General features: G+C 40.8%; 22 protein-coding genes. 21 read left to right on the forward strand and 1 reads right to left on the reverse strand.

Annotated elements, in window-relative coordinates:
* Positions 1-49: 49 nt before the first annotated feature.
* The 18 genes from allD (at position 50) to CSV69_RS17135 (ending at position 19704) form a co-directional block, all read left to right on the forward strand.
* Positions 50-1090 carry an ureidoglycolate dehydrogenase gene (gene allD / locus CSV69_RS07695; protein ID WP_099693088.1) on the forward strand — a complete coding sequence of 347 codons (1041 nt, stop codon included), beginning with the start codon at positions 50-52 and terminating at the stop codon, positions 1088-1090.
* A gap of 198 nt (positions 1091-1288) precedes the next feature.
* Positions 1289-2074, forward strand: a complete 786-nt coding sequence (locus tag CSV69_RS07700; RefSeq protein ID WP_099693089.1) for an IclR family transcriptional regulator — start codon at positions 1289-1291, stop codon at positions 2072-2074.
* Positions 2075-2094: 20 nt separating this feature from the next.
* A complete protein-coding gene (gene gucD / locus CSV69_RS07705; RefSeq protein ID WP_085427971.1) occupies positions 2095-3567 on the forward strand; it encodes an alpha-ketoglutaric semialdehyde dehydrogenase GucD in 1473 nt (490 codons plus the stop codon).
* Positions 3568-3612: 45 nt separating this feature from the next.
* On the forward strand, positions 3613-4563 hold the full coding sequence (locus CSV69_RS07710; protein WP_085429064.1) for a U32 family peptidase: 951 nt from the start codon (positions 3613-3615) through the stop codon (positions 4561-4563).
* A 35-nt stretch (positions 4564-4598) separates the two neighbouring features.
* Positions 4599-5801, forward strand: coding sequence for a UxaA family hydrolase (locus CSV69_RS07715; protein WP_085427972.1), 1203 nt, complete (start codon positions 4599-4601; stop codon positions 5799-5801).
* Between the two features lie 18 nt (positions 5802-5819).
* Positions 5820-6134, forward strand: a complete 315-nt coding sequence (locus CSV69_RS07720; RefSeq protein ID WP_099633991.1) for a UxaA family hydrolase — start codon at positions 5820-5822, stop codon at positions 6132-6134.
* A 33-nt stretch (positions 6135-6167) separates the two neighbouring features.
* Positions 6168-7325 (forward strand): UxaA family hydrolase, encoded by a 1158-nt coding sequence (locus tag CSV69_RS07725; protein WP_099633992.1) that lies wholly within the window; start codon positions 6168-6170, stop codon positions 7323-7325.
* A 57-nt stretch (positions 7326-7382) separates the two neighbouring features.
* Positions 7383-8486, forward strand: coding sequence for a 2-keto-3-deoxygluconate permease (locus CSV69_RS07730; RefSeq protein WP_099633993.1), 1104 nt, complete (start codon positions 7383-7385; stop codon positions 8484-8486).
* 634 nt (positions 8487-9120) lie between these two features.
* Positions 9121-10482 carry an alkaline phosphatase gene (locus CSV69_RS07735; protein ID WP_099693090.1) on the forward strand — a complete coding sequence of 454 codons (1362 nt, stop codon included), beginning with the start codon at positions 9121-9123 and terminating at the stop codon, positions 10480-10482.
* 282 nt (positions 10483-10764) lie between these two features.
* Positions 10765-12345, forward strand: a complete 1581-nt coding sequence (locus tag CSV69_RS07740) for a PucR family transcriptional regulator (RefSeq protein WP_099625439.1) — start codon at positions 10765-10767, stop codon at positions 12343-12345.
* Positions 12346-12470: 125 nt separating this feature from the next.
* A complete protein-coding gene (locus CSV69_RS07745; RefSeq protein WP_099625440.1) occupies positions 12471-13118 on the forward strand; it encodes an aspartate/glutamate racemase family protein in 648 nt (215 codons plus the stop codon).
* Positions 13115-14689: an OPT/YSL family transporter gene (locus tag CSV69_RS07750; protein ID WP_099625441.1), complete on the forward strand. Its 1575-nt coding sequence runs from the start codon at positions 13115-13117 to the stop codon at positions 14687-14689. Before CSV69_RS07745 ends, CSV69_RS07750 begins: the two co-directional genes overlap by 4 nt.
* An 18-nt stretch (positions 14690-14707) precedes the next feature.
* Positions 14708-15754 carry an S-methyl thiohydantoin desulfurase domain-containing protein gene (locus CSV69_RS07755; RefSeq protein WP_099625442.1) on the forward strand — a complete coding sequence of 349 codons (1047 nt, stop codon included), beginning with the start codon at positions 14708-14710 and terminating at the stop codon, positions 15752-15754.
* 15 nt (positions 15755-15769) lie between these two features.
* Positions 15770-16711, forward strand: a complete 942-nt coding sequence (locus tag CSV69_RS07760; RefSeq protein WP_099625443.1) for a DUF1177 domain-containing protein — start codon at positions 15770-15772, stop codon at positions 16709-16711.
* Positions 16708-17379 (forward strand): AroM family protein, encoded by a 672-nt coding sequence (locus tag CSV69_RS07765; RefSeq protein WP_099625444.1) that lies wholly within the window; start codon positions 16708-16710, stop codon positions 17377-17379. The genes CSV69_RS07760 and CSV69_RS07765 overlap by 4 nt, the downstream gene beginning before the upstream one ends.
* A 40-nt stretch (positions 17380-17419) precedes the next feature.
* The gene (locus CSV69_RS07770) at positions 17420-18289 is read left to right on the forward strand and encodes a DMT family transporter (protein ID WP_158232627.1); all 870 of its coding nucleotides are present in this window, start codon (positions 17420-17422) and stop codon (positions 18287-18289) included.
* Positions 18286-19197, forward strand: a complete 912-nt coding sequence (locus CSV69_RS07775; protein ID WP_099625446.1) for an aminopeptidase — start codon at positions 18286-18288, stop codon at positions 19195-19197. The genes CSV69_RS07770 and CSV69_RS07775 overlap by 4 nt, the downstream gene beginning before the upstream one ends.
* A gap of 261 nt (positions 19198-19458) precedes the next feature.
* Positions 19459-19704, forward strand: a complete 246-nt coding sequence (locus CSV69_RS17135; RefSeq protein WP_143560362.1) for a hypothetical protein — start codon at positions 19459-19461, stop codon at positions 19702-19704.
* A gap of 28 nt (positions 19705-19732) precedes the next feature.
* On the opposite strand, the gene tnpB is transcribed toward CSV69_RS17135, so the two are convergent.
* Positions 19733-20890: an IS200/IS605 family element RNA-guided endonuclease TnpB gene (gene tnpB, locus CSV69_RS07780; protein ID WP_099693091.1), complete on the reverse strand. Its 1158-nt coding sequence runs from the start codon at positions 20888-20890 to the stop codon at positions 19733-19735.
* Positions 20891-21051: 161 nt separating this feature from the next.
* Here tnpB and CSV69_RS07785 point away from each other — a divergent pair, with 161 nt between their 5' ends.
* Genes CSV69_RS07785 through CSV69_RS07795 form a run of 3 tightly spaced genes read left to right on the forward strand, consistent with a single transcriptional unit; the run spans position 21052 to position 23316 of the window.
* A complete protein-coding gene (locus tag CSV69_RS07785) occupies positions 21052-21588 on the forward strand; it encodes a conserved phage C-terminal domain-containing protein (RefSeq protein WP_158232628.1) in 537 nt (178 codons plus the stop codon).
* Positions 21569-22849, forward strand: a complete 1281-nt coding sequence (locus CSV69_RS07790) for a replicative DNA helicase (protein ID WP_158232629.1) — start codon at positions 21569-21571, stop codon at positions 22847-22849. Before CSV69_RS07785 ends, CSV69_RS07790 begins: the two co-directional genes overlap by 20 nt.
* The gene (locus CSV69_RS07795) at positions 22846-23316 is read left to right on the forward strand and encodes a hypothetical protein (RefSeq protein WP_099693094.1); all 471 of its coding nucleotides are present in this window, start codon (positions 22846-22848) and stop codon (positions 23314-23316) included. Before CSV69_RS07790 ends, CSV69_RS07795 begins: the two co-directional genes overlap by 4 nt.
* The last annotated feature ends 93 nt before the right edge of the window (positions 23317-23409 follow it).

Consider the following 23409-nt stretch of genomic DNA (forward strand, 5'->3'; position numbering starts at 1 on the left):
TTTATTTTATCATAGATATCTCTTTTATTTTTGAATAGGGGAGCTTTTTATGGCAACTTTTAAAATTGAGTCGGAACAATTGGAACAACTTATAACTGAACGTTTAGTTGAAAGTGGCATATCACTCGAGCATGCAAGTATTGTTGCCGATGTGTTGGCTTTCGCTGATACACGTGGTGTGAAATCCCATGGAATTATGAGATTACAGCATTATATTGACAGAATACAAGAAGGCGGCATTAATAAGGATGCCCAAATTACTGTAGAAGCAGTGAATGATGTAATCGTTAAAGTGGACGGTGATAATGGGTTAGGACATGTCGTGGCAAAAATTGCTATGAATGAAGCCATATCTATTTCTAGGGAAAAGGGCATTGGTGTATCTATAGCTTCTAACTCGAGTCATTCCGGAGCGCTTGGCTATTATGCAGATCAGGCAGCTAGGGAGGGAGTGATTGGTATCACTTTCGCACAGGCGGATGCTCTCGTAGCACCGTATGGAGCTAGATCTGCATTTCTTGGGGCTAACCCGCTGGCGGTAGGAATCCCACATGAAGACCGTCCGATTGTACTAGATATGTCTACGAGTAACGTGGCATTCGGGAAAGTCATGATTGAAAAGGAACGAGGAAATAAGATTCCTATGGATTGGGGACTTGATGAACACGGTGTTCCAACAGATGATCCAGACAAAGTTAAAGCTTTGCAGCCTATGGGTGGAGCGAAGGGCTACGGACTTGCTATCCTTGTAGACGTTCTTTCTGGTATTTTATCAGGAGGGCAATTTGGTAAGCATATTAAACCAATGTACGGGGATTTAAAGGAAAGTAGAAGGTTAGGTCAGTTTTTCCTGGCAATCAATCCGGAGTTCTTTGTTGGCCAAGAATACTTCCTCGATATGATGAAGCGGTTTGTAGAAGAACTGCATGCATGTGAACCAGCCCCTGGGCACACTAAAGTATACGTTCCTGGAGAAAGATCGATTGAGAATCAGATGAGGGCAAATTTAGAAGGCATTGAAATTGAAGAAGATATGTACGAAATTTTGACTGGAAAGAAAAGATCAAATAAAAATACTGCGTGTAAATAACCGTGATTCGCGTGGATGTATGAAGTATCTCGTCTCTCAAGATCATCCATTATAACAGCAACATATCCAGTCGGACAAAATGTTCTGAATTTAACAAAATTAATTATTGTAACTTCAGTTTTTTTGTGATAAGGTTGTTTTAAGGTTTTATATAAAGAACTGGGTTCTCTATATAAAACCAGGAAGGCGGTTATCGAATTGAGCAATAAGTACTGGGTACCTGCTATCGAAAGGGCAGATTTGTTACTTAGAGAAATTAGTAAACATCCAAATGAATTACGGTTAATAGATTTATCGAAAAGGCTAGAGATAAATAAAAGTTCTCTTTATTCCTTACTGAACACATTAGAAACATTAGGGTGGATTATCAAGACTGCTACAGACAGTTATAATCTAGGTCCAACCCTTGGTACTTTTAATTCAATGTATTTGAGTCAATTCAATTTGATACAGAGCTTCTATAAAGAAGCACAAGAGGCTGTGTCCAATATTCAAGAACACATTCAATTGGGTACGCTTGAAGGTAATGATGTTGTGTACTTAGGAAAGGTAGAGGCGAAGACAAGGGTTCAGCTTGTTACGGAGCCAGGTATGCGTTTCCCGGCTTATGCATCTGCTGTAGGAAAAGTTCAATTAATTAATCACACGGCAGAAGAAATAGAAGATCTATTTCCTATTAAAACGTGGGATAAAAAGACTGAATTCACAACTTCTAATATTGAAGAACTTTGTAGCAAGGTATCGTTAGCAAAAACGAAAGGTTATGCGGTTGAGAATCAAGAGTCTGCTTTAGGTTTTCACTGTGTTGCTGCGCCTATCTATAATTTTGAAAAACAAATTATTGCAGGTATCAGCTTTACGATGCCAACGAATAGCTGGGAAGATAAATTTGAGGCAGCAAAAGAAGAGATTATCAAACTTGCAGCCAATTTATCGAAACTAGCCGGATATCAAGAAGTGTCAAAGGAAGCTACAACACTATAATTATACAACTACTGGGAGGAATAGAAATGGTTACTAAAAATAATAGTGCAACGTTTAAGAACTTTATTAATAATGAATGGGTTTCATCACAGTCGAATGAAGTACTAGAGAGTATTAGCCCTATGAATAAGAACGAGGTTGTAGGCTTCGTACAGAAATCAACTCAAGAAGATCTGGACAAGGCATTCAAAGCTGCCGAGGGTGCTAAGAGTGCATGGAGAAAGATTGGTCAACATGCAAGAGGGCAGTTTTTGTTTAAAGTAGCAGATATCATCGAGCAGAATATTGATGATATCGCAGAAACTGCTACTAGGGAGATGGGAAAAACGCTTCCAGAAGCAAAAGGTGAAACAGCTCGTGGCGTTGCAATCTTAAGATACTATGCAGGAGAAGGCATGAGAAAGAATGGGGATGTCATTCCTGCTTCTGACAAAGATGCTTTGATGTTCACGAGGCGCGTACCAGCTGGCGTAGTGGGAATCATTACTCCTTGGAATTTTCCAGTAGCGATTCCGATTTGGAAACTGGCACCTGCTCTTGTGTACGGAAATACTGTTGTGTTCAAACCAGCGACAGAAGCTTCAGTTACTGCTGCCAAGATTATCGAATGTTTTGCAAAAGCCGGACTACCTAAAGGTGTCTTAAACTTCATCGTAGGTTCTGGATCAGTTATTGGACAAGGGATGATTGAGCATTCCTCTTTGAACGCAATTACTTTCACAGGATCAGAAAATGTAGGGAAATCAGTAGCTAAAGGGGCTGCAGAAAGTGGCGTAAAATACCAAATTGAAATGGGTGGAAAAAACCCTGTAATAGTTTCCAAAGATGCGGATCTTGATAATGCGGTAGAAGCAGTAATAAGCGGGGCTTTTCGTTCGACAGGGCAAAAATGCACTGCCACTAGTAAGGTCATTGTAGAAAGCGCTATCTATGATGTATTCAAAAAGAAGTTGCTCGCTGAAACAGAAAAAATCACAGTAGGAAACGGATTAAATGATGGAATCTGGATGGGACCATGTGCTAGTCAGAGCCAATTCGATACAGTAAAAGACTATATTGAAATCGGTAAGTCGGAAGGTGCGACATTGATTGCTGGCGGCGAAGTTCTAAGCGGTGATGAATTCGATAATGGATTCTATCTAACACCTGCAATTTTCGATAATGTCAAAGCAGATATGCGAATTGCACAAGAAGAAATTTTTGGTCCAGTTATCGCATTGATTGAGGCAAGCGACGTGGAAGATGCAATCAAGATTGCAAATGATACAAAATTTGGACTGAGTGCTTCTATCTTCACGTCCAATATAGGTTCATTGATGGAGTTCATCGATGAAATTGAAGTCGGTCTAGTTCGAATTAATGCTGAAAGTGCTGGTGTGGAACTACAAGCACCATTTGGCGGAATGAAAGGCTCAGGCTATGGGTCACGTGAACAAGGAGAAGCAGCACAAGAGTTTTACACGGAGATCAAGACAGTATTTATTAAGGCATAAAAGTTATAGAACCCAAATTATCCATAAAGGAAGGTATTTACTATGATGAATGAATCCCGGAAGTTATTAGAAAGTCTAGGTTATCCGTCCACTGACTCGAAGGAATTACCGACATCCACGAAGCGGTTCCCAGATGGGGCGCAGTATAGAATCGAACTACCAAGTACTGAAGGTCCTGTTGCCTTAAAAGAGACTTTAAAAGAACTTGACCGTCTTGGGATTACAGTTCATAGAATTTCTCAAGGAAGCGGTATAATGCTTCAAACAGATGAAGAAATCAAAGAGATGTGCGAACTTACTGCTGAGCGTGGAATTGAACTTAGTTTGTTTGTAGGTCCACGTGGTACATGGGATATCAGTGCTCAACCTTTCACTTCGGGAGGGAAATCGATAGGTAATCGCCATGAAGGTGCGGATCAGCTCGTTTATGCGATGGAAGATCTTAAGCGTGGTGCAAATTTAGGGCTGCGCGGTGCACTTGTAGCAGATGAAGGACTAGTACTTTTGACGAAGGAAATGAAAAAGGCAGGACAACTGCCAGAGGACTTCATTGTAAAAGCTTCTGTTCAAATTGGATCGGCAAATCCTGTGTCCGTAAAATTAATGCAAGATATTGGAGCTGATACGTATAATGTACCAACGGCTTTGACTCTATCAAAGTTAGCGTCTATTCGTCAGGCAATTGATATTCCGATTGATCTGTACATCGAAGCACCGGATAATTTAGGAGGATTCCTTCGCTATTACGAGATTCCAGAAATCATTCGTGTTCTTGCACCTGTATATATTAAGTTTGGCCTACGTAACCATCCAGACGTTTATCCTTCTGGTCAACAGTTTGAGGCTCTGAATAATTCATTGGTCAAAGAGCGTGTTAGAAGAGCCTCTATTGGCATTCAAATGATTGAGCGGTACTGCCCTGAAGCGAAAACTTCAGAACTAGGTGCTGAGGGACTTGGCATTGCCAAAGTGAATACTTCAAATGTTTCTAATTAACAACCTGAATAATTGATGCGAATGAAACAGTAAATATGGTAGATGATCCTGGTAACTATTTGCGCCAGGATCATTTACTAATACCTTCTATTACAGCGGGAAGAAAGGTGAAGGTGGCTATGGGATATTCTTTTAAAGGTTATATGAGAAGCGATGGTTCAGCGGGAACTAGAAATAATATAGGGATTATCAGCTCAGTCATTTGCTCAAGTACTGTGACAAATGAAATTGCGAGTAAGATTGATTATGCGGTACCGATTGTTCACTCTAATGGTTGTGCACAATTAGGCGATGATTTCAGTGTCACAAAAAGTATGTTATCGGGAGTTGCAGAAAATCCAAACTTCCACAGTAATCTATTAATAGGCTTAGGATGTGAAACCAATCAAGTGACTGGTTTATTAGCGGCTATACCTAACGTTAAGCCGATTGATGGATTTAGCATTCAGCAAATGGCGGGTGGAACTAATACAGTTGCTAAAGGTGTTGCGATTGCCAGCGAATGGTCTAAAGACATCACTAATGAGCAAAGAACGGACCTACCAATTTCTAAGCTGAAAATCGGGGTCATTACAACGGATATGGACGAACAGACATTAGCAATAACTACTCCAGTTGTAAGCGCTTTAATTGATGAACTATTAGAAAACGATTCGACGGTTATTTGCAGTCTGACCAGAACACTTGAACCGAGTGGCAAGATTCTTGCTACAAAAACTAAAGATACGCGATCAAAGGAAATGCTGAAAACACTGAGTGAAGGTCTTAATCGCCGTAGATGGGAAAATGATGAAGGCTATGCACTTTCAGTATTCTCTGATGAAGAGAAGAGCCTTGCTGCGCATGAAGCGAGACTATTAGGCTCTAAGGATTTGGTAGAATTTTTAAATATCAACGAAAAACCGTCCAATAGAGGATTATATCTTTTAAAATCATCTGACAATATTGTCGAAACGATTTCCAACTTCGTTTCGGTAGGATGCAATGTGGCGCTCATTATTTCAAAAGAAGGAATCCTAACAACTTCCAACGTTATCCCTTGTATTAGCCTAGCACCCTGTAATGAGAGTCAGATTCATCGTGATCATGTAGACTTTTATATAGCGCGAGGCAATGAAGAGAAACAAACAGTTACCCTTTTAGAAAAATTACTTCAAGTAAGCTCAGGGGAACTAACTGCATTAGAAGAATATGAATTAGGGGAATTTGCAATCCCGCATATTGGTACAACGTTCTGATGAAGGGGAGAGATAAGCATGGAAGTTAGTTACAACGCTTTAAAATTGCATCCAAAAGATAATGTGGCCGTTGCGTTAAAGCGGATTAGTGAAGGTGAAATAGTATTGATCAGTAATTTCGAAAGTAATCTAGTTGCCTTGGAGGAAATTCCCTACGGTCATAAAATATCGTTACATGTTATAAACGAAAACGAGGAAATTAAAAAATATGGAGAGTGTATGGGCAAGGCTACAAATGAGATTCTTGTAGCTTCTCATGTTCATGTACATAACGTTCGTGGTCTAAACGAAAACGAAAGACTGGAAATTATTAATCATGTAATGGAAGCCTAGAATCATAATCTTCTGCATACGGGGGAATCAAACATGAAGACATTCGACGGATATCGTAGACCTGACGGCAGCATTGGCGTCAGAAACCATGTGATCGTAATCAATACAGTTGGGGAATTAAGTGCACTTACTAGGAAAATAGCCAATTTGACTCCGGGTGTTATCCCAGTTATTCATCACGGAGGGGTAGCTCAATTCCCGGAAGATCATACACAGACATTACGAACGCTAGTAGGTACTGCTGGTCATTCTAATGTAAGCGCCACACTGGTAGTAGGCACAGAAAATGATCCAATAGCGCAAGAAATTTATAAAATTTTAAAGAAAAAGGGGAAGCCAGTCCATACAGTTTGTTTAAATAAGAACCAGAAAATACCGGAAATCCTGCATGAAGGAAGATCCTGGTTGTTGACGGCTTTAGAAAATAGTAAAAAAGAAGTTCGTGAGCAATGTGATATTACTGAACTAATTGTTGGATTAGAGTGCGGAGGATCAGATGCATGGTCCGGAATCACAGCCAATCCTTCTATAGGAGCATTTTCCGATATGATTGTCCGCGAGGGTGGTACAAGCGTCCTAGCAGAAACTACTGAAGCGATTGGAGCTGAGCATATTTTGGCAAGCAACGCGATAAATCGTGAAGTGGGAAGAGAGTTCTTGGATATTGTTCGAACTTACGAGCACCGAATAAAGCAGACCGGGGAAGATATCCGTTCCGCGAATCCAACCCCGGGCAATATGGCGGGCGGACTAACTACACTTGAAGAAAAGTCGCTTGGCTGTATAAAGAAAGGGGGCGGCACGCCTCTAAAAGAAGTCATTTCATATGCAGGAAAACCGACTGAGAAAGGTTTTGTGTTTATGGACACCCCTGGGTATGACGTTGAGTCGGTATGTGGATTAGCAGCAGGTGGTGCACAGATAGTGCTGTTCTCTACTGGTAAAGGATCCCCGACAGGCTCACCAATCGTTCCGGTTATTAAAATCGGTACAAACCCTAAAGTTTATGAGATCATGTCCGAACATATCGATATTAATGCAGGTAAAATCATAGACCAAAACAAAAGCATAAATGATATTGGTAAAGAGATTTTTGACAAAGTCATTACTGTATCCAATGGGGAAAAGACTGCAGCCGAGAATGAACTAAATCAAGAATTTGCCATTTGGAGACTAGCTGAAAGTATATAAGTAACCTTATTGCAGCTGAAGAGAATTAAAGTAAAATATTAGAAGGTGTGGAAACTTATGATAAAAAAGAACTTGGAGAGAATTCCTGGAGGTATGATGGTCGTACCTCTTCTTCTGGCAGCAGTTATTAACACATTCTTCCCTGAACTTCTGCGAATTGGTGGCTTTACTCAAGCGTTGTTCGTAGATTCTGTCCCAGTTTTAGCAGCGCTCTACCTTTTGACCGCGGGGGCCCAATTAAATGTTAGAAGTTTTGGCGTGAGTGTTGCAAAAGGTGCTACACTTCTTGGGATAAAGTGGTTTGTTGCCGGAGTCTTTACTTTCTTAGCATATTTCCTGGCTGGTCCAACCGGTTTGTGGCTCGGTTTAGCTCCGCTTGCAGTTATGGCAGCTATGTCTAATAGTAATGGAATTGTCTACATGGCAGTAGCTTCACAATATGGTAATAAAGAAGATAAAGCTGCTTATTCTGTACTTGTATTAAATGATGGGCCCCTTCTAACTATGGTAGCTTTATCAATATTCGGAGCTATGGGATTCGTTGAAGGAATGTTTTCCGCGACTGCTTTCATTACAGTATTGCTTCCGTTAGTTATTGGAGTCATCATCGGTAATACAGATATGGAACTAAGGGATATGTTGGTGAAAGGATCAGATATCATCATCCCTTTCCTATCATTCGCATTGGGTATGGGCATCAACTTAACGGATGTTGTAAAAGGTGGCTCGAGCGGCATTCTTCTTGGTGTTGCTACAGTCGTATTCACTGGAGGAGCAGCTTACCTGGTATTTAAAGCGTTGGGGTGGAATCCCATCGTCGGAGCCGCAGAAGGAACTACAGCGGGAAATGCAGTCATGGTACCCGGTGTCATTGCTGCTGCCAATGCATCGTTTTTGAGCGTTGCACCACTGGCTACTGTTCAAGTTGCAGCCTCGGCTGTTACAACAGCAATTCTGATTCCGATTGTACTTGCATTATTAGTGAAATACACAAAGGTTGAAGGTGAATCTATAGCTTTAGAAGATCAAGAAACTGTTCATCAAATAAATAGTGCAATAAGTGAGAATAAGGAATTTGCATTTGCAGGGAAGATTGCCGATATGGATGTTAGTAAGGTTTCGACAGAATCGTATGACAAAGGATCGCCTCTAAGAAAATAGTACTAGGCATTCTAATAATAATTTTTTACATATTTTTATGGTGTGGAACAGTTTTGCTGATTTATAGTTATTCAAAAGATGGCTCACAATGAAACCAAGGTATTAATCTTGAAAACTCATTGTGGGCTGTCTTTTTTTTATGAAAAATAATGTTTCGAACGATTGAAATATAAACAAAAGAGATACAAATGAATTTCATAATTCAAAGCTTTGGTCTTAACCTTTTCAATGCATCAAAATGAAGTGCCACCACAAAATCTGTATAATGATAGTCGATTAAACGATCTGTGATCGGTGTTAGATATGCATTTGTCGCAATCTATAATAAGTTTACAAATGCAAAAAAATGCACGCTCGAAAAGGAGAACTGGGCATTTACAGACTAGATGAAATTATACTGGAACAGTTATACAGTCATAAGACAAGCGTTAGGCTACGACACTAGACGGTTCCTTAACAGAAGAATAATTCACATTGTTCAAAAGTGATGCGAACCTACCTTATAACCCGAAATTCTAGAGACGAAACACTATATAAATAACTCATTCCTTACAAAACATTTACACAACCTTCTCTGTATATTAATAAACTTCCCGTAGAGTAGAAGTTGATTACAAATACAGGAGGTTGTTTATTGTTGAAGAAAATCGTACCCGTAGTAGCACTATCGGCTGCATTAATTGGTGGAGCCATCTGGACTGGGAATTATTCAGCGAGTTCGGATGATGAAGTGAAACAGGACGACGCACCGGAGATCAAGAATGTCATATTTTTGATTGGGGATGGCATGGGGAGTTCCTATACATCCGCTTATCGTTACTTCAAAGATGACCCGACTACCCCTGAGATAGAATTAACAGCGTTCGATCAACATCTAGTTGGACAACAAATGACGTATCCTGATGATGACGAAGAGTCAATTACAGATTCAGCGTCCGCAGCAACGGCTATGTCGTCAGGTATTAAAACATATAATAATGCCATTGCAGTGGATAAAGAGAAAGAGCGTGTGCAAACTGTCCTCGAAGCGGCAAAAGAAGCCGGGAAATCGACTGGACTTGTAGCTACTTCTGAAATTACACATGCGACACCTGCAGCTTACGGTGCCCATAATGAAAGTAGAAAGAATATGGATGAGATCGCCGATGATTATTACAATGAACGCATCAACGGTGAGCACACAATCGATGTCCTTCTGGGCGGTGGAAAAAAACACTTTGTCAGGGAAGACTTGAGCCATGCGCATTCATTCGAACTGGATGGATATGGATATGTCACAACAAAAGAAGAATTATTGAAGAATAAGAATGATAAAATACTTGGATTGTTCGCAGATGGCGGCATGTCCAAAATGATCGACCGCACGGCAGAAACACCTTCATTGGAAGATATGACAGAAGCGGCGATTGAGCGACTGAAGAAAAACGAAGATGGATTTTTCCTTATGGTCGAAGGAAGCCAAGTCGACTGGGCGGGGCATGATAATGATATTGTCGGTGCGATGAGTGAAATGGAAGACTTCGATAAAGCGTTCCAAGCAGCCATCGAATTTGCTAAACAAGATGAGCATACATTAGTCGTGGCGACTGCGGATCATTCAACTGGCGGATTTTCCATAGGAGCGGATGGCGTATATGATTGGTCAGTTGATGTGATCAAAGCAGTGAAACGCACACCGGCATTCATTTCGCAACAAATTGCAAACGGTTCAGATGTAGAGGAGACATTGACACGCTACATCGACCAAGAAAGTTTACCTTTAGAACAGAAAGAAATAGAAGCAGTTCAAGCAGCAGGTACAGAGGCAAGTGATATTGAAACGGCTATCAAACAAATTATCGACACACGCTCCTATACGGGTTGGACAACCGGTGGACATACAGGTGAAGATGTACCTGTTTATGCATATGGACCATCTAAAGAGCGCTTTACAGGGTTGTTAGATAATACCGATCATGCGAATATCATTTTTGAAATTATTGCGGGTAAGAAGTAAGGCTATGTACTCTGAGATGAATGAAAGAAAAACGCCTTCCTATCGTAAAGATGGGAAGGCGTTTACTTATGGTTACTCGAAACTCCAATACTTTGATTGCTATGGCTCATAGTGCAATAAAATTGAAACATATACGATAGAGCGGGAGTAGCGAAGAAGTAGCGTAAGCGTGTTATGCAGTTTCATCTTAGATAAAGGAAAGTAAATATCAAAAAAACCTAATCCCTTTCTAAACGTATAATCTACAGTATATTGTATACTATTAACTTAGGAGGGATACAGATGAATATTCAAGACGCGCTAACGATTGGAGATTTGACGAAGAGTATAATTGTTGCTGGATCCGAAGGTATAACACGTAAAATTACCTCCATAGAAGTAATGGAAGTTCCTGAAGTAGTCAGCTGGGTTACATCAGGGATATTAGTAATGACAACGTTTTATTCGATTAAAAATGATAAAGAAAAGCAAATAGAAATTGTTCAGACGTTGATTGATAAAAATGCAGCAGGTATTGTCATTAAACTTGGCCGATTCGTAGATGAATTGCCGGAAAAGATGTTAGCCCTTGCGAACAAAGAAAATTTCCCTATCATTGTCATACCTAAAAGTGTTTCGTATATCAATGTCCTAGCCCCCTTATATGAGCGGCTATACAAAGAGAAACAGCTAAAGGAGAATTCCTATCAACCGCTAATAGACTTTGAATCCAAATCTTTTGCCTCACTCTCAAAGGCAATGGAAGAACTGAGTGTAATTATCGGAGGTCCATTATATATAGAAGATGTACAATGTTCGCTACTCTATTGTACGAAAACATTTCTTCCAAACGGCTGGCGCAATTCCAATGCCTTATTTTCTAGACCAATCCATACGAATTATGTAGAGCTTTCTGAAGAATGGAAGACATCACTTATACAAACCGGTGGAACATTGCTGAAAATAGATGGCTTTCGGAATATCTTGGTCATGCCGTTATTATCTAACAAATATGTCTTTGGGATGCTTCATATACCGTATACGGAAAAGCTTCAAGCCGGCAATAGTCCAATCGAAAATCTGAAAGAGACCGTGGAAAAGATAGAAGAGTTATTTATGAATGAACAGCTATACCTACAAAAAAAGCGAATTGAGCATCTTAAACGCCTGGAGCAATTCAACCAAGCGGATGAGCAAGAATTTAAATTGAAAGACCACTTCATTATTCGCTTTCATGCAAGCTGGTTTGAAACACATAGTACGCTAGCACATTATGTAATTGATCATTCAAATATAGTATTGAAAGATCTACTATCTAGTATGGAAAACATTCCTGAATGCACTTTCACATTGTTTGAAAAGCATGGTCACTTCTATGCATTAGTAAATTGTACAAAAAATAACGACATGTCTGTTATGAATTCACTTAAAAAATTAGTAACAGACGGCAATCATTCCCTAACAATTGCAGTAGCACTAATAGAAAAAGACAGTAGGGCGTTGGTAGATAGTATTCGTTTGGTGGATAATACCATGGAAGTTGGACAACTAATTAGAAAAGAAGAGAACTTCTACACCTACGATCAATTAGGCATATATGAAATTCTTATTAATATAGCGTCTCAAAATGTAGTGAAAAACTATACCAAAAGTATTTTAGAGCCATTATTTGTCGATCAAAATAAAGAGTTACTTCACACTCTAGAAGTATATTTGAATGAAAATGGTAATATTACAAAGGCATCGGAAAAATTATTCATACACCGAAGAACACTGACTTTCCGGTTGCAGAAAATACAAGAACTATTGCAAATGAATATTGATGACGCAGAAAACCGTTTCATTCTGAACTTTTGTCTCCGAATAAAATCCTTAGATCGATAGACGTCTTTGAACGTCTATTTTTTATGGTGTAAATTATGTGCAATGTAATCAACTGAATATTGCACACTACTAACATTACATTGAATAGTCAAATTATTTATAGTTAGTTCAAAGGAGTGGTGGGAATGTTGGGAATTATTCGAGTGCTTACAACGGATGATGAAAAGATCTTGCTCGAGCATGGAAGACACATGTGGGAAACGGATCAAATTCAAACGCTTACTAGATGTATTCAAGATCAGCCAAATGGTATTTATGATCGTCAGACAGAAGCAGAAGCTGTCCCGAAGATCATTTCTCTCGCTCAAGAACTCATCAGCGAACCTGGAGTGGATGCAATAACAATTAGTTGTGCAGCCGATCCAGCGTTACAAGAGTTAAAGGAAATAGTCGATTTTTACATAATGGGTGCTGGTGAATGTGGAGCAAAGGCGGCTATGCAAGCAGGACGAAAAGTTGCAGTGATAGGAATTACGGATACGATACCGAAAAATATCAAAGATGAATTAGGTGGACATTTCTACTCCTATTCACATTCGCAAAACTTACAAAAAACTACAGACCTATTTACAGAACAAGCAAAAGTAGAATTACTAGCACTTGCGAATAAAGTAGTGAATTCAGGGGCGGATGTCTTATTATTTGCCTGTACCGGATTCTCTACGATTCGACTGAAAGCATTTTTATCAATGAATATTCATATACCCATCATTGATTTGGTAGAAGCACAGGCAATCGTATATAAGCAATTTGCAAAGGAGGATAAGGGATGAATACAAAGACAAAAACATTTGATTTACCGTTTGTTATTTTCTCGATTATCATTTCAATATTTGGCGCAATAATCGGGATGCAGTTGATTACTTCTTTGGGAATCACACCGAATACGTCGATTATCGGTGCATTGGTTGCGATGCTCATAGCTAGAATACCAATGCAGATGTTTTATAAGTATCGTTCCATAGAGAATCAAAATCTTATTCAGACTTCCATATCTGCAGCAACTTTCGGAGCGGCAAATAGCTTGCTCATTCCGATTGGTCTCCCATTTGTAATGGGTATGCCAGAGCTGATTACGCCGATGCTGATCGGTGCAGGTCTGGCTTTGTTCATCGATGTATTCATTCTCTACAAAGTATTTGATTCAAAATTATTTGGAGCCAACGAAGCATGGCCGCCAGGTATTGCGACAGCTGAAGCGTTAAAAGCTGGGGACCAAGGTGGTTCAAAAGCCAAATTCCTTGGTATCGGTATTGGAATAGGCGTAATCGGTTCGTACTTTGGTATCGCGATGTCAGCTTTTGGTGTGGCATTCATCGGAAACATTTGGGCGTTACTCATGTTTGGTATTGGCCTATTACTTCGCGGCTATTCCATTCCGATGTTTGGCGTGGATTTAAATGAATTTTATATTCCACACGGCATGATGATTGGTGCGGGCTCAGTTGCTTTACTGCAATTTGTCATCACGCTTTGGGAGGCAAAGAAACAAAAGAATACACAACGTGAAGAAGAGGGTGACTATAGCTACACGCGCTCAGATAATGATGTGAAAAAAGGATTTGGTATCGGTTTTCTACTATATTTAGTGGCGGCTCTTATTTTAGCGGTTATTGGTGGAATCATCGGTGATATGACTGTTACACAAACGATTATGTTTGTACTGTTTGCCGCATTTGCCGCATTAGCTAGTGAGATTATCGTTGGAATTGCAGCCATGCACTCTGGTTGGTTCCCGGCATTTGCGGTGACATTGATTTCCTTGCTGATCGGTATGATGTTAGGCTTCCCACCGATTGCACTTGCGTTACTTACTGGTTTTACAGCTGCAACTGGTCCAGCGTTTGCTGATTTAGGCTATGACTTTAAATCAGGTGCAATCTTGCGTAGTCATGAAAAGAAAGCAATTGAGATATTTGGTCGCAGGCAACAATTAAAAAGTTCATTAATCGGTTTTGGTGTAGCGATTGTCATGGTAGCACTTTTCCATGATTCCTTCTTCGCGCAAGACCTTGTACCACCAGTAGATCTTGTCTATGCCACTACGATTGAAAGCGGCTTGGGCGGAAATGTTGGTATGTTACTTCTTTTATGGGCAATTCCAGGAGCGATTATTCAATTAATTGGTGGCCCTAAAAGACAAATGGGTATCTTATTCGCCACGGGGCTATTGATTGTGAATCCAATCGCAGGCTGGGCTGTACTTGTAGGTATAACGATTCGATTTATTGTATTGAAAGTAAAAGGTCCAGAAGCAGAATCTGCAATGTACACCATGGCAGCAGGATTTATCGCTGGAGACGCGATCTATAGTTTCTTCACATCACTATGGAAAGTAAAGTAATGAATTGGAGGAATACTTGTGACGATACGAACACTTACAAAAGCTGATGCAATTAATGGAGTGTATGGAGGCTGTATTTTAGGCGGAGGTGGGGGTGGCTGGATTTCAGATGGTTTAGAAAAAACAGAGCAAGCCTTTACTCTCGGCTCTCCACAACTTATCACGATAGATGAATTAGAAGATGAAGATTATGTTGCATGTGTATCACTAGTTGGTGCACCCTCCGCAAGAGATGTGTATATCAACAGTGAACAGCTTGTCTCAACAGTAGAACGGGTTCAGAAAGAATTTTCAAGGCCGATTAAAGCACTCATGACAAATGAAAATGGGGCTGCCACCACTATAAATGGCTGGCTTCAAGCAGCTGCAACGGGACTTCCATTCTTGGATGCACCATGCAACGGTAGAGCTCACCCAACTGGTTCCATGGGATCTCTGAACTTATCAGAAGAGGAAGACTACGTGTCCGTTCAAGCATTTGCGGGTGGTGAAGGGGATCGACGAGTAGAAGGTGTCATCTCTAGTACGCTGGACATTTCATCCAACGTTGTGCGGTCAGTCTCGGTAGAAGCAGGTGGTATGGTAGGGGTTTGCAGAAACCCTGTATCTATTAGTCATATTAAAGAACATGCCGCGGTTGGTGGCATTTCTCAAGCCATTGAACTTGGTGAAGTCTTCTTCTCAGTAGAAGGTCCTGATCGAATTGAAGCGGTAGCTGCACATTTAAAAGGTCGTGTCATTCATTCAGGAACAATCAGCCGATTTGACTTACAAGCAGTAAAGGGATTTGACGTCGGTTTTGTACAGGTAGATGATCTTGAAATGACATTTTGGAATGAATACATGACAGTGGAAATGAATGGCGAAAGAAAAGGCACATTCCCTGATCTCATTATGACATTTAACTCAGAAACAGGAATGCCTGTTGTCAGTGCAGAGCTAGAAGAAGGAATGAAGATTGCAGTAATTTCGGTACCGAAAGAGCATTTAAAATTAAGCTCAACGATGTTCAATGAAAAATTATTACGTGTGATTGAACCGATTATTAACAAAACTATTATTTGAAAAGGATGATCACCTATGTCATTAAAATATACAATGGACGTTATGGAAATCTTAGATGATATCAATGCGAGCGGGAGACAAGTAGTCGATCTATTCGAGGGATTTGAACATTGTGAAGCTTCTTATGAAACAGTTACAGGCGCTAAAGGTTCTACAGACTTTGTGAAAATCGTTGTCAGAGGAACAGAAGGTAAGCTTAGCGGTGGAAAAGCTCGAACACTAGGAATCGTTGGTCGTTTAGGTGGAATAGGTGCCCGTCCTCACAGAATAGGATTTGTATCAGATGGAGATGGAGCAGCGGCCGCGGTCACGATAGGCGTGAAACTCGCTAATATGTCAGTAAAAGGCGACCGTTTACCTGGTGATGTCATTATCACTACACATATCTGTCCAACTGCGCCTACACAACCACACGAACCAGTAGATTTCATGGGATCACCTGTAGATATCCTAACGATGAACCAATATGAAGTAGTTCCTGAGATGGATGCGGTAGTTTCCATCGACACTACAAAAGGAAATCGTGTATTTAACCATCGTGGTATTGCACTATCGCCAACTGTGAAATCAGGCTATGTTCTGAAATTTAGTGATGAGTTACTACGAATCATGGAAATGACAACAGGGGACCTACCTGTAACATTTGCAGTGACGACGCAGGATATTACACCTTACGGAAATGATGTATATCACATCAACAGTATTCTACAGCCTGCAGTCGCAACCGATGCACCTGTTGTAGGCGTGGCAATCACTGCTAAAACGGCTGTGCCAGGTAGCGGAACGGGTGCAAGTCATGAAGTGGACGTAGCGCAAGCAGTCCGATTTACGATCGAAATTGCTAAAGAATTTACAAGAGGTCAAATAGAACTCTACGATAAAAAAGAATTCGAACGTTTGGAAATGCTATATGGTTCCATGAAGCATCTTCAAACATTAGGAAATGAAGAAAAATGACAAAGAAAATCGTAGGTGTTTTGACAATCGGACAGTCGCCGCGAACAGATGTGACGCCATTTATTCAATCCGTTCTGGGATCAGACGTCACCATTATAGAAAGTGGGGGATTGGACAGTTTGACGGACGAAACTATTCATTCTGTTGAACCTGATGACACTGATACAACTTATATTTCCAGAATGCGAAATGGTCAGTCCGTGAAAATTGGGAAAAGCAAACTCCTTCCTTTATTGCAAAAAGAATTAACCGAACTGGAGAGTAAAACGGATATTACATTAATGTTATGTACGGGTGATTTCCCAACATTGCGCACGACACGACCTATTATCTATCCGGATCAAGTGCTAAATGAAATGGTTAGCGCTATATCACCATCATGCTCAATCGGGCTGATCATTCCATTAGAAGAGCAAAGAGAGAAATTACTGGCGAAGTGGAATCAGCAAGGACTGAAATTCTTTACAGAAGTGGCATCACCCTATGAAAAAAGTGATATCGCAGGTGCTGCCCTTGCACTGCAAGAGCAAGGGGCAAGTATGATTGTACTTGATTGCATGGGCTATGGTGAAGAACATAAATTGGAGGCTGTAAAGGGCAGTGGGCTACCGGTGACCTTGCCGCGTACATTGGTTTCCCAAATCCTGTCTGAGTTTGTGTCTGAATAGACCCGGTTTTCCGGGTCTTTTTTACATGGGGGGTAGTAACATGCCAATTATCGCTTTATTCTTGCTCAGTATACTGTGGGGCTCGACATTCTATTTCACCAAGCTATTGCTGCCAGACTTCCATCCCGTGTCTATTGTATTCTATCGCTGCTTATTCGGTGCGCTGACGTTATTGCCTTTTTATCTAATGAAAAAAGGAAAAGGGAAGTTTACATGGGACGTGGTTCCTCTACTGTTGGGAATCCCTTTACTTAGTGCAGGGATTCCGTGGATACTCATGAGCATCAGTTTGCAGAACTTAGACACGACGATCAGTGCTGTATTAAATGCAACGGGTCCAATATTTGGCGTGCTAATCACTATATTTTTACTAAGAGAACGAGTGGAAAGGCCTGCAGTTCTTAGTGTCATAGTTGGATTTATAGGAATCTTTATCGCTTTTGCTATTGGTTCAGCGGAGACGAAGAGTTTCCAAATAGGAAGTGCTGTTGTACTACTCTTAGCGGTAAATTTTTATGCTTTATCATCAGTTTTAACAGGGAAGTATTTAGCGAAGTACTCGGTTGTGACGATTTCTCTTTGTTCCATGACAGCTGGTATTCTCTTTTCAGGTCCCATAATGTTGGCAGTGGATGCTAACAGTCTATCTGGATTTACAGACAGCCAAAACTTCTATTGGTTTCTCTTACTAGGTGGAGTCAACTCGGGCATAGGAAATTTATTGTTTTATTATATAGTAAAGTCAGGCGGAGCCATTTTTGCGCTATCGATTACGTATTTAATGCCTATTACGACAATCTTATTAGGCTATTTCCTATTGCATGAGCCAGTAGGGGCGGGAACGTTTATTGCGTTAGTATTTGTGTTATATAGTGTATATTTATCAAAAAGAAAGGGTGTAGCAGAATGAATAATTTTCAACAAACAGTTTCTACGTTAATGGTAAATAACTTTGAAGTGACAAAAGACATTAATGCTTTGGTGCTGATGGATATGAGTACTGAGGAGTTGGGGAAGAAGTTTACAGATGCGCTGCAAAAGGATGGCTGGAAAGTACGCACGTATCTTATGGAAGATCGTACTAGGTCTGGAGAGGAACCACCGCAAGAAGCTGCAGATGAAATGTTGAAATATGATTTAGTGTTCTGTTTAACGAAACATTCATTGACACATACAGTCGCTAGAAAGAATGCCAATACTCATGGAATCAGCGTCATCACAATGCCAGGTATTACAGAAGATATGTTTTTACATGGTGCGATGTCTGCAGATTACAGTCGTGTGGAAAAAGAAACGCTTAGTATGACAGACAAATTAACAGATGCCCATACGGTCACTATTGAAACGGGAGCTGCACATGAGCTAGTCATTCCAGTAAACGGGCGTGATGGAGTGCCGAGTACAGGGGTATTCCGTGGACAAGCGGCGTCTGGCAATCTGCCATCTGGTGAGGCATATATTGCACCGCTTGAAGGTGAAGCAGAAGGAACAATCGAAATAAACGGATCCATTTCAGGTATTGGGCTAGTGGCGGAGCCTATTGTGTTAACGATAGAAAAAGGTCGCTTAATCGCCGCTAGTGGACAGGACGGAAAGAAATTGCTGGAACTGCTAGGCGATGGAGACGGACGATACTTATGCGAACTAGGCATTGGAACAAATCACGCAGCTCGTTTAACCGGCAATATTCTTGAAGATGAAAAAGCCTATGAAACGATTCACGTCGCATTTGGTTCCAATCATACATTTGGTGGAAAGGTTAAAACGAATGTGCATATAGATTGCGTAACGAAAAATCCAACAGTGAATTGGAAATAAAGTTCAGTAAAAACTAAAAGTGGTCAAAAAACCATGCAAAAAAAGAAGTTACAGCTCAAAACACGAGCCGTAACTTCTTTTTTTGTGCGCGAATTTAAACAAGTAAAAATTAAATTTTAAAAAGCAGTATCCTTTTTGAATAATTCTTCTATATGACTAATGAAAGAACAAATCATCAAGCAACTACACAGGAGGCACAGAATAATGAAATAAAATAGCCTACATATCAAAATACCATTCTCCCCACAGTTTGCAGCAATTGTGGGTACAAATGAAGCGCTGTTTCTACAGCAACTGCATTACCGATTGCAAATATCTAAAAATAGTAACGACGGTCATAGATGGGTGTATAACACGTATGAAGAGTGGACGCATGAATTTCCGTGTTGGAAGATGCATGTGGTGAAGAGGCTAGTGAGAAAACTGGAAACGGACCAATTGATCATTACTTCTGAATACATTGAACTACTCCCACTTTCACTACGTTTAGAAGAGGGAGATTCCTAAGAACACCAGCGTAACCACTAGTTATGGATTAGGCGATCCCCGCAGTCCCTGCGGTTCGAAGTCTTATGGCTTCGTTTTTAAGGTTTATACTTGCGTTCAGATCCCGGTCATGATGGCATCCGCAATTCGGACAGCCCCATTCACGCAAGGCAAGATGCTTCACGTCTTGGTTTCTAGCCCCACATCCCGAACAAAGCTGGCTGGAAGGAAATGTTTTTCCAACGACTACCACGTGTTTGCCATACCATTTCGCTTTATATTCAAGCATGGAACGAAACTGTGACCAGCTCACGTCGCTTATTGCTTTCGCCAATTTGGGATTTTTGAGCAGTTTGGCTACTTGCAAACCCTCGATTCCGATGACATCGTGGTTTTTGATGATTTCGGTTGATCGTTTATGGAAGTAATCTTTTCTTTTATTGGCGATAGTTTCTTGAATGCGTGCGACTACGATCCGTTGTTTCTGATAATTTTTCGCATCGCTCAACAGACACTTTCTTTTACGAGCCGATTCCTTCCGTCTTGAAAGAATCCGCTCTGCTTTCGTTAATTTTTTCTCCATCGAGCGAAAGAACTTTAGGTTTTCGTATACCGTTCCGTCTGACAAGACAGCGAAATCCTTCAATCCGACATCTATCCCTACGACAGAGTGAGTCTTGGGCAGTTCGGACATTACGGTTTCCACCAAGACGGATACAAAATATTTTCCAGTGGCAGTACGTCGGATGGTCGCATTCATAATTCGTCCATCTACTTCTCGACTTTTGGCGAGCTTTACCAAACCGAGCTTAGGAAGTTTAATCGCATGACAGACAATGGCGATATTGCCGTTTGTTTGTCTGGTTGTGTACGATTGAACATGATGATTTTTCGATTTAAAGCGTGGGAAAGCATTTTGTTTTTTGAAAAACCTTTCAAAAGCGTCCGCTAGATTTTTCAAAGAAGACTGAAGAGAAATACTATCGACTTCTTTCAACCAAATCGTATCTTCTTGCTTTTTTAATTGCGTTAATTCAGCAGAACAGATGCCATAAGAAAGTCCTTTGCCGGTTTCCTTAAAGGTGTGTTCCCACTTGAACAAGAAGTGATTAAAGACAAACCGGCTGCAGCCAATGGTCTTGGCGATCAACACCTGCTGTTCTTTCGTTGGATAGATTCGGAACCGAAACGCTTTGTGGATCAGCATGAAGTGCACCTCCATCATTAGGGAACGTATGTTTCCATTATAGCAGACTGATACACTTTTTGGCTAGCGCAACCGACATTCATCTCCTGCTTACTCATTGGGCCGTGCCCGATTCATTCCTTGAAACGGGAGTCTTCTGTTGGTAATAAGATAAAATGCCAATGGATCGCACGAAATGGTATCGAATTGATTACGAAAAGCTGTCACAGACGTGCGGCGAATTTGTACCCTTCGAGCAGACGGGAACGGTCGATGGAGTCGAACAAAAACGTCTGCCTGAGGAGAACATAATGCTCCCAGCAATAACCAAAGAACTTAAACAAACGACAAAGAATAAAAGAGCGAGCGAGAAAGATCTCGCCACTATTTCTTCTGTCATTGAGTATTTAAACCAAAAAGCTTCTAAACGATTCAGGCACAATACGAACACGACGATGGACCTTCTTCATGAGCGGATCGAAGAAGGCTACACACTGGATGATTTCAAATTAGTGATTGATACGAAAGTAGCGCAATGGCTTCATCACCCACAATTCCGTCACTACTTACAACCATCCACATTATTTAAAGCAGAGAAATTTGAAAACTATTTGAATGAAACCCCAGTTGAAATGAGTCGAACGATTGTATTGGATTACGTATCACCCACATTAGATTTTGAAAAAGGAGAGAATGCATATGAGTTACGAACTTGCTGAAAAAAGCTTACTAGGTGCGATGTTTGAAGAAAATTATTTAATTCTCGATAGTCTCATGCAAGCGAGATTTTTCCAAGGACATGTCAATCAAACGATCTACACTGTTATGCGGGAATTGGCACAGGAAGGGAAATCAGTAGACTATATTACCGTTCTGACGAGAAGAGAACCGAGTGAGCTAGGGGGAGTCAATTACGTATATGGGCTCAAACGATTTGCGAATGTCGTACGTTTTGATGAATACGAAGAAATGATCATAGACCAATGGAAAAAGCAAGAAACGGCACGGCTATTACGGCAAGCGATTGAGCAAAGTTGGAGCACGGATGACATACAGCATGCTTTAGGAGAACTAGAAGAACTCCAAGGCGGTAGAGAACTGACTACTTTAACGGAACATTTACTCGCACAATATGAAAGACCGTTCAAACCGGAAGAAAGAGAGTCTGGTATCTCGACAGGGCTTCGCGATTTGGATAAAATTCTGAACGGCTTTCAAAGTTCTGAATACATCGTCGTCGCGGCTCGACCATCGATGGGGAAGACGGATTTGCTAAACCAATTTGCGCTGCAAGCGAGTCAAGATGGACATATGCCGATCATCTTCTCGCTTGAAATGAGTCGCAATTCGATGATTGACCGAATGATCGCTTCGACAGGTGAATACAATCGCTTACGCATGCGTAATCCGTATAAATACTTCACTGAACCACAAAAAGATCGATGGACACCCACGCTGAATTACTTGAACACTGGTGGAATCCATATTGATGATCGAAGCACAATGACCGTTAGAAAAATTAAAGCGAAAGCACGCAATATCATCAGAACGAATCCAACCAAACGTCCGATAATCTTCATTGATTATCTACAATTCATTCGTCCTGAAGGTAATATCATCAATCAGACGGTGGCAATCGGACAGATCAGCAATGAATTAAAAGCGATGGCAAAAGAATTCGACTGTCCCGTCGTCGTTCTATCGCAGCTATCAAGAGCATCTGAAACGCGTTACGACAAACATCCCGTCATGAGTGATTTACGTGACTCAGGAAATATTGAACAAGATGCTGACGTCATCGCGCTTCTCCATCGCGAAGATTATTACGCCAGAGATCAAGCGCCGACAAATATAATGGAAATCGAAATTGCCAAACACCGCAACGGACCAACCGGCAAGATCAAGACCATCTACAGCAAAGAAACTGGCAAGCTATATGACTTCGATCAAGACGACTACGAAAGGGGAGAAAACAGATGATCACCGTTCAAGAGATGTTCGATTACGCACTAGAAATGGACTTGTCACACTTGGCCCACAGTATTTACTGGGCCTTACTGACAGAACGCATCACTTTTCTAGACGACAGTGAAAAACTAAAAGGAATAGAATTCGACGAAGTGGAAATTAAGCGATTGATGGAAAAAAACGACTTGAATATCGGCAAAGTAAAATTATTTGTCATGGACGGCCCTGAAGACTGGTACGTCTTTTACCTGGCAGAGCATTCACTGGATGCTTATCGATTACATGAAGAATTATTTCGCGAACGACAACGCAAGATCACACGAGCTGATCGATTGATGACCCGCTATATGACCTTTGTGGAAACCGGTACCGAGGAATGCTTGTATGAACATAAGAAAGAAATCATTACGTACCCAACATATGTCGGCCACGCGAAGGCGGGAGAGCGGACTTTGTATCGAATGGTTGGGGGGATCTGATGACGAAGTCTACATATATACATGGGAATTAGCGTGGGCTGCAGATAGTATCGAGAGTGTATAGGGACATGATACCGGTTCTAGCCAGAATAT

The organism is Sporosarcina sp. P26b (assembly GCF_002743245.1).
Taxonomy (GTDB): Bacteria; Bacillota; Bacilli; order Bacillales_A; family Planococcaceae; genus Sporosarcina; species Sporosarcina ureae_C.

What these genes read in the sequence shown, in the direction of transcription:
- allD (WP_099693088.1), top strand. Translation starts at nt 50, where the DNA reads ATGGCAACTTTTAAAATTGAGTCGGAACAATTGGAACAACTTATAACT.
- CSV69_RS07710 (WP_085429064.1), top strand. Translation starts at nt 3,613, where the DNA reads ATGAATGAATCCCGGAAGTTATTAGAAAGTCTAGGTTATCCGTCCACT.
- CSV69_RS07715 (WP_085427972.1), top strand. Translation starts at nt 4,599, where the DNA reads ATGGTAGATGATCCTGGTAACTATTTGCGCCAGGATCATTTACTAATA.
- CSV69_RS07720 (WP_099633991.1), top strand. Translation starts at nt 5,820, where the DNA reads ATGGAAGTTAGTTACAACGCTTTAAAATTGCATCCAAAAGATAATGTG.
- CSV69_RS07725 (WP_099633992.1), top strand. Translation starts at nt 6,168, where the DNA reads ATGAAGACATTCGACGGATATCGTAGACCTGACGGCAGCATTGGCGTC.
- CSV69_RS07730 (WP_099633993.1), top strand. Translation starts at nt 7,383, where the DNA reads ATGATAAAAAAGAACTTGGAGAGAATTCCTGGAGGTATGATGGTCGTA.
- CSV69_RS07740 (WP_099625439.1), top strand. Translation starts at nt 10,765, where the DNA reads ATGAATATTCAAGACGCGCTAACGATTGGAGATTTGACGAAGAGTATA.
- CSV69_RS07745 (WP_099625440.1), top strand. Translation starts at nt 12,471, where the DNA reads ATGTTGGGAATTATTCGAGTGCTTACAACGGATGATGAAAAGATCTTG.
- CSV69_RS07750 (WP_099625441.1), top strand. Translation starts at nt 13,115, where the DNA reads ATGAATACAAAGACAAAAACATTTGATTTACCGTTTGTTATTTTCTCG.
- CSV69_RS07760 (WP_099625443.1), top strand. Translation starts at nt 15,770, where the DNA reads ATGTCATTAAAATATACAATGGACGTTATGGAAATCTTAGATGATATC.
- CSV69_RS07765 (WP_099625444.1), top strand. Translation starts at nt 16,708, where the DNA reads ATGACAAAGAAAATCGTAGGTGTTTTGACAATCGGACAGTCGCCGCGA.
- CSV69_RS07770 (WP_158232627.1), top strand. Translation starts at nt 17,420, where the DNA reads ATGCCAATTATCGCTTTATTCTTGCTCAGTATACTGTGGGGCTCGACA.
- CSV69_RS07775 (WP_099625446.1), top strand. Translation starts at nt 18,286, where the DNA reads ATGAATAATTTTCAACAAACAGTTTCTACGTTAATGGTAAATAACTTT.
- tnpB (WP_099693091.1), bottom strand. Translation starts at nt 20,890, where the DNA reads ATGCTGATCCACAAAGCGTTTCGGTTCCGAATCTATCCAACGAAAGAA.
- CSV69_RS07785 (WP_158232628.1), top strand. Translation starts at nt 21,052, where the DNA reads ATGGATCGCACGAAATGGTATCGAATTGATTACGAAAAGCTGTCACAG.
- CSV69_RS07790 (WP_158232629.1), top strand. Translation starts at nt 21,569, where the DNA reads ATGAGTTACGAACTTGCTGAAAAAAGCTTACTAGGTGCGATGTTTGAA.
- CSV69_RS07795 (WP_099693094.1), top strand. Translation starts at nt 22,846, where the DNA reads ATGATCACCGTTCAAGAGATGTTCGATTACGCACTAGAAATGGACTTG.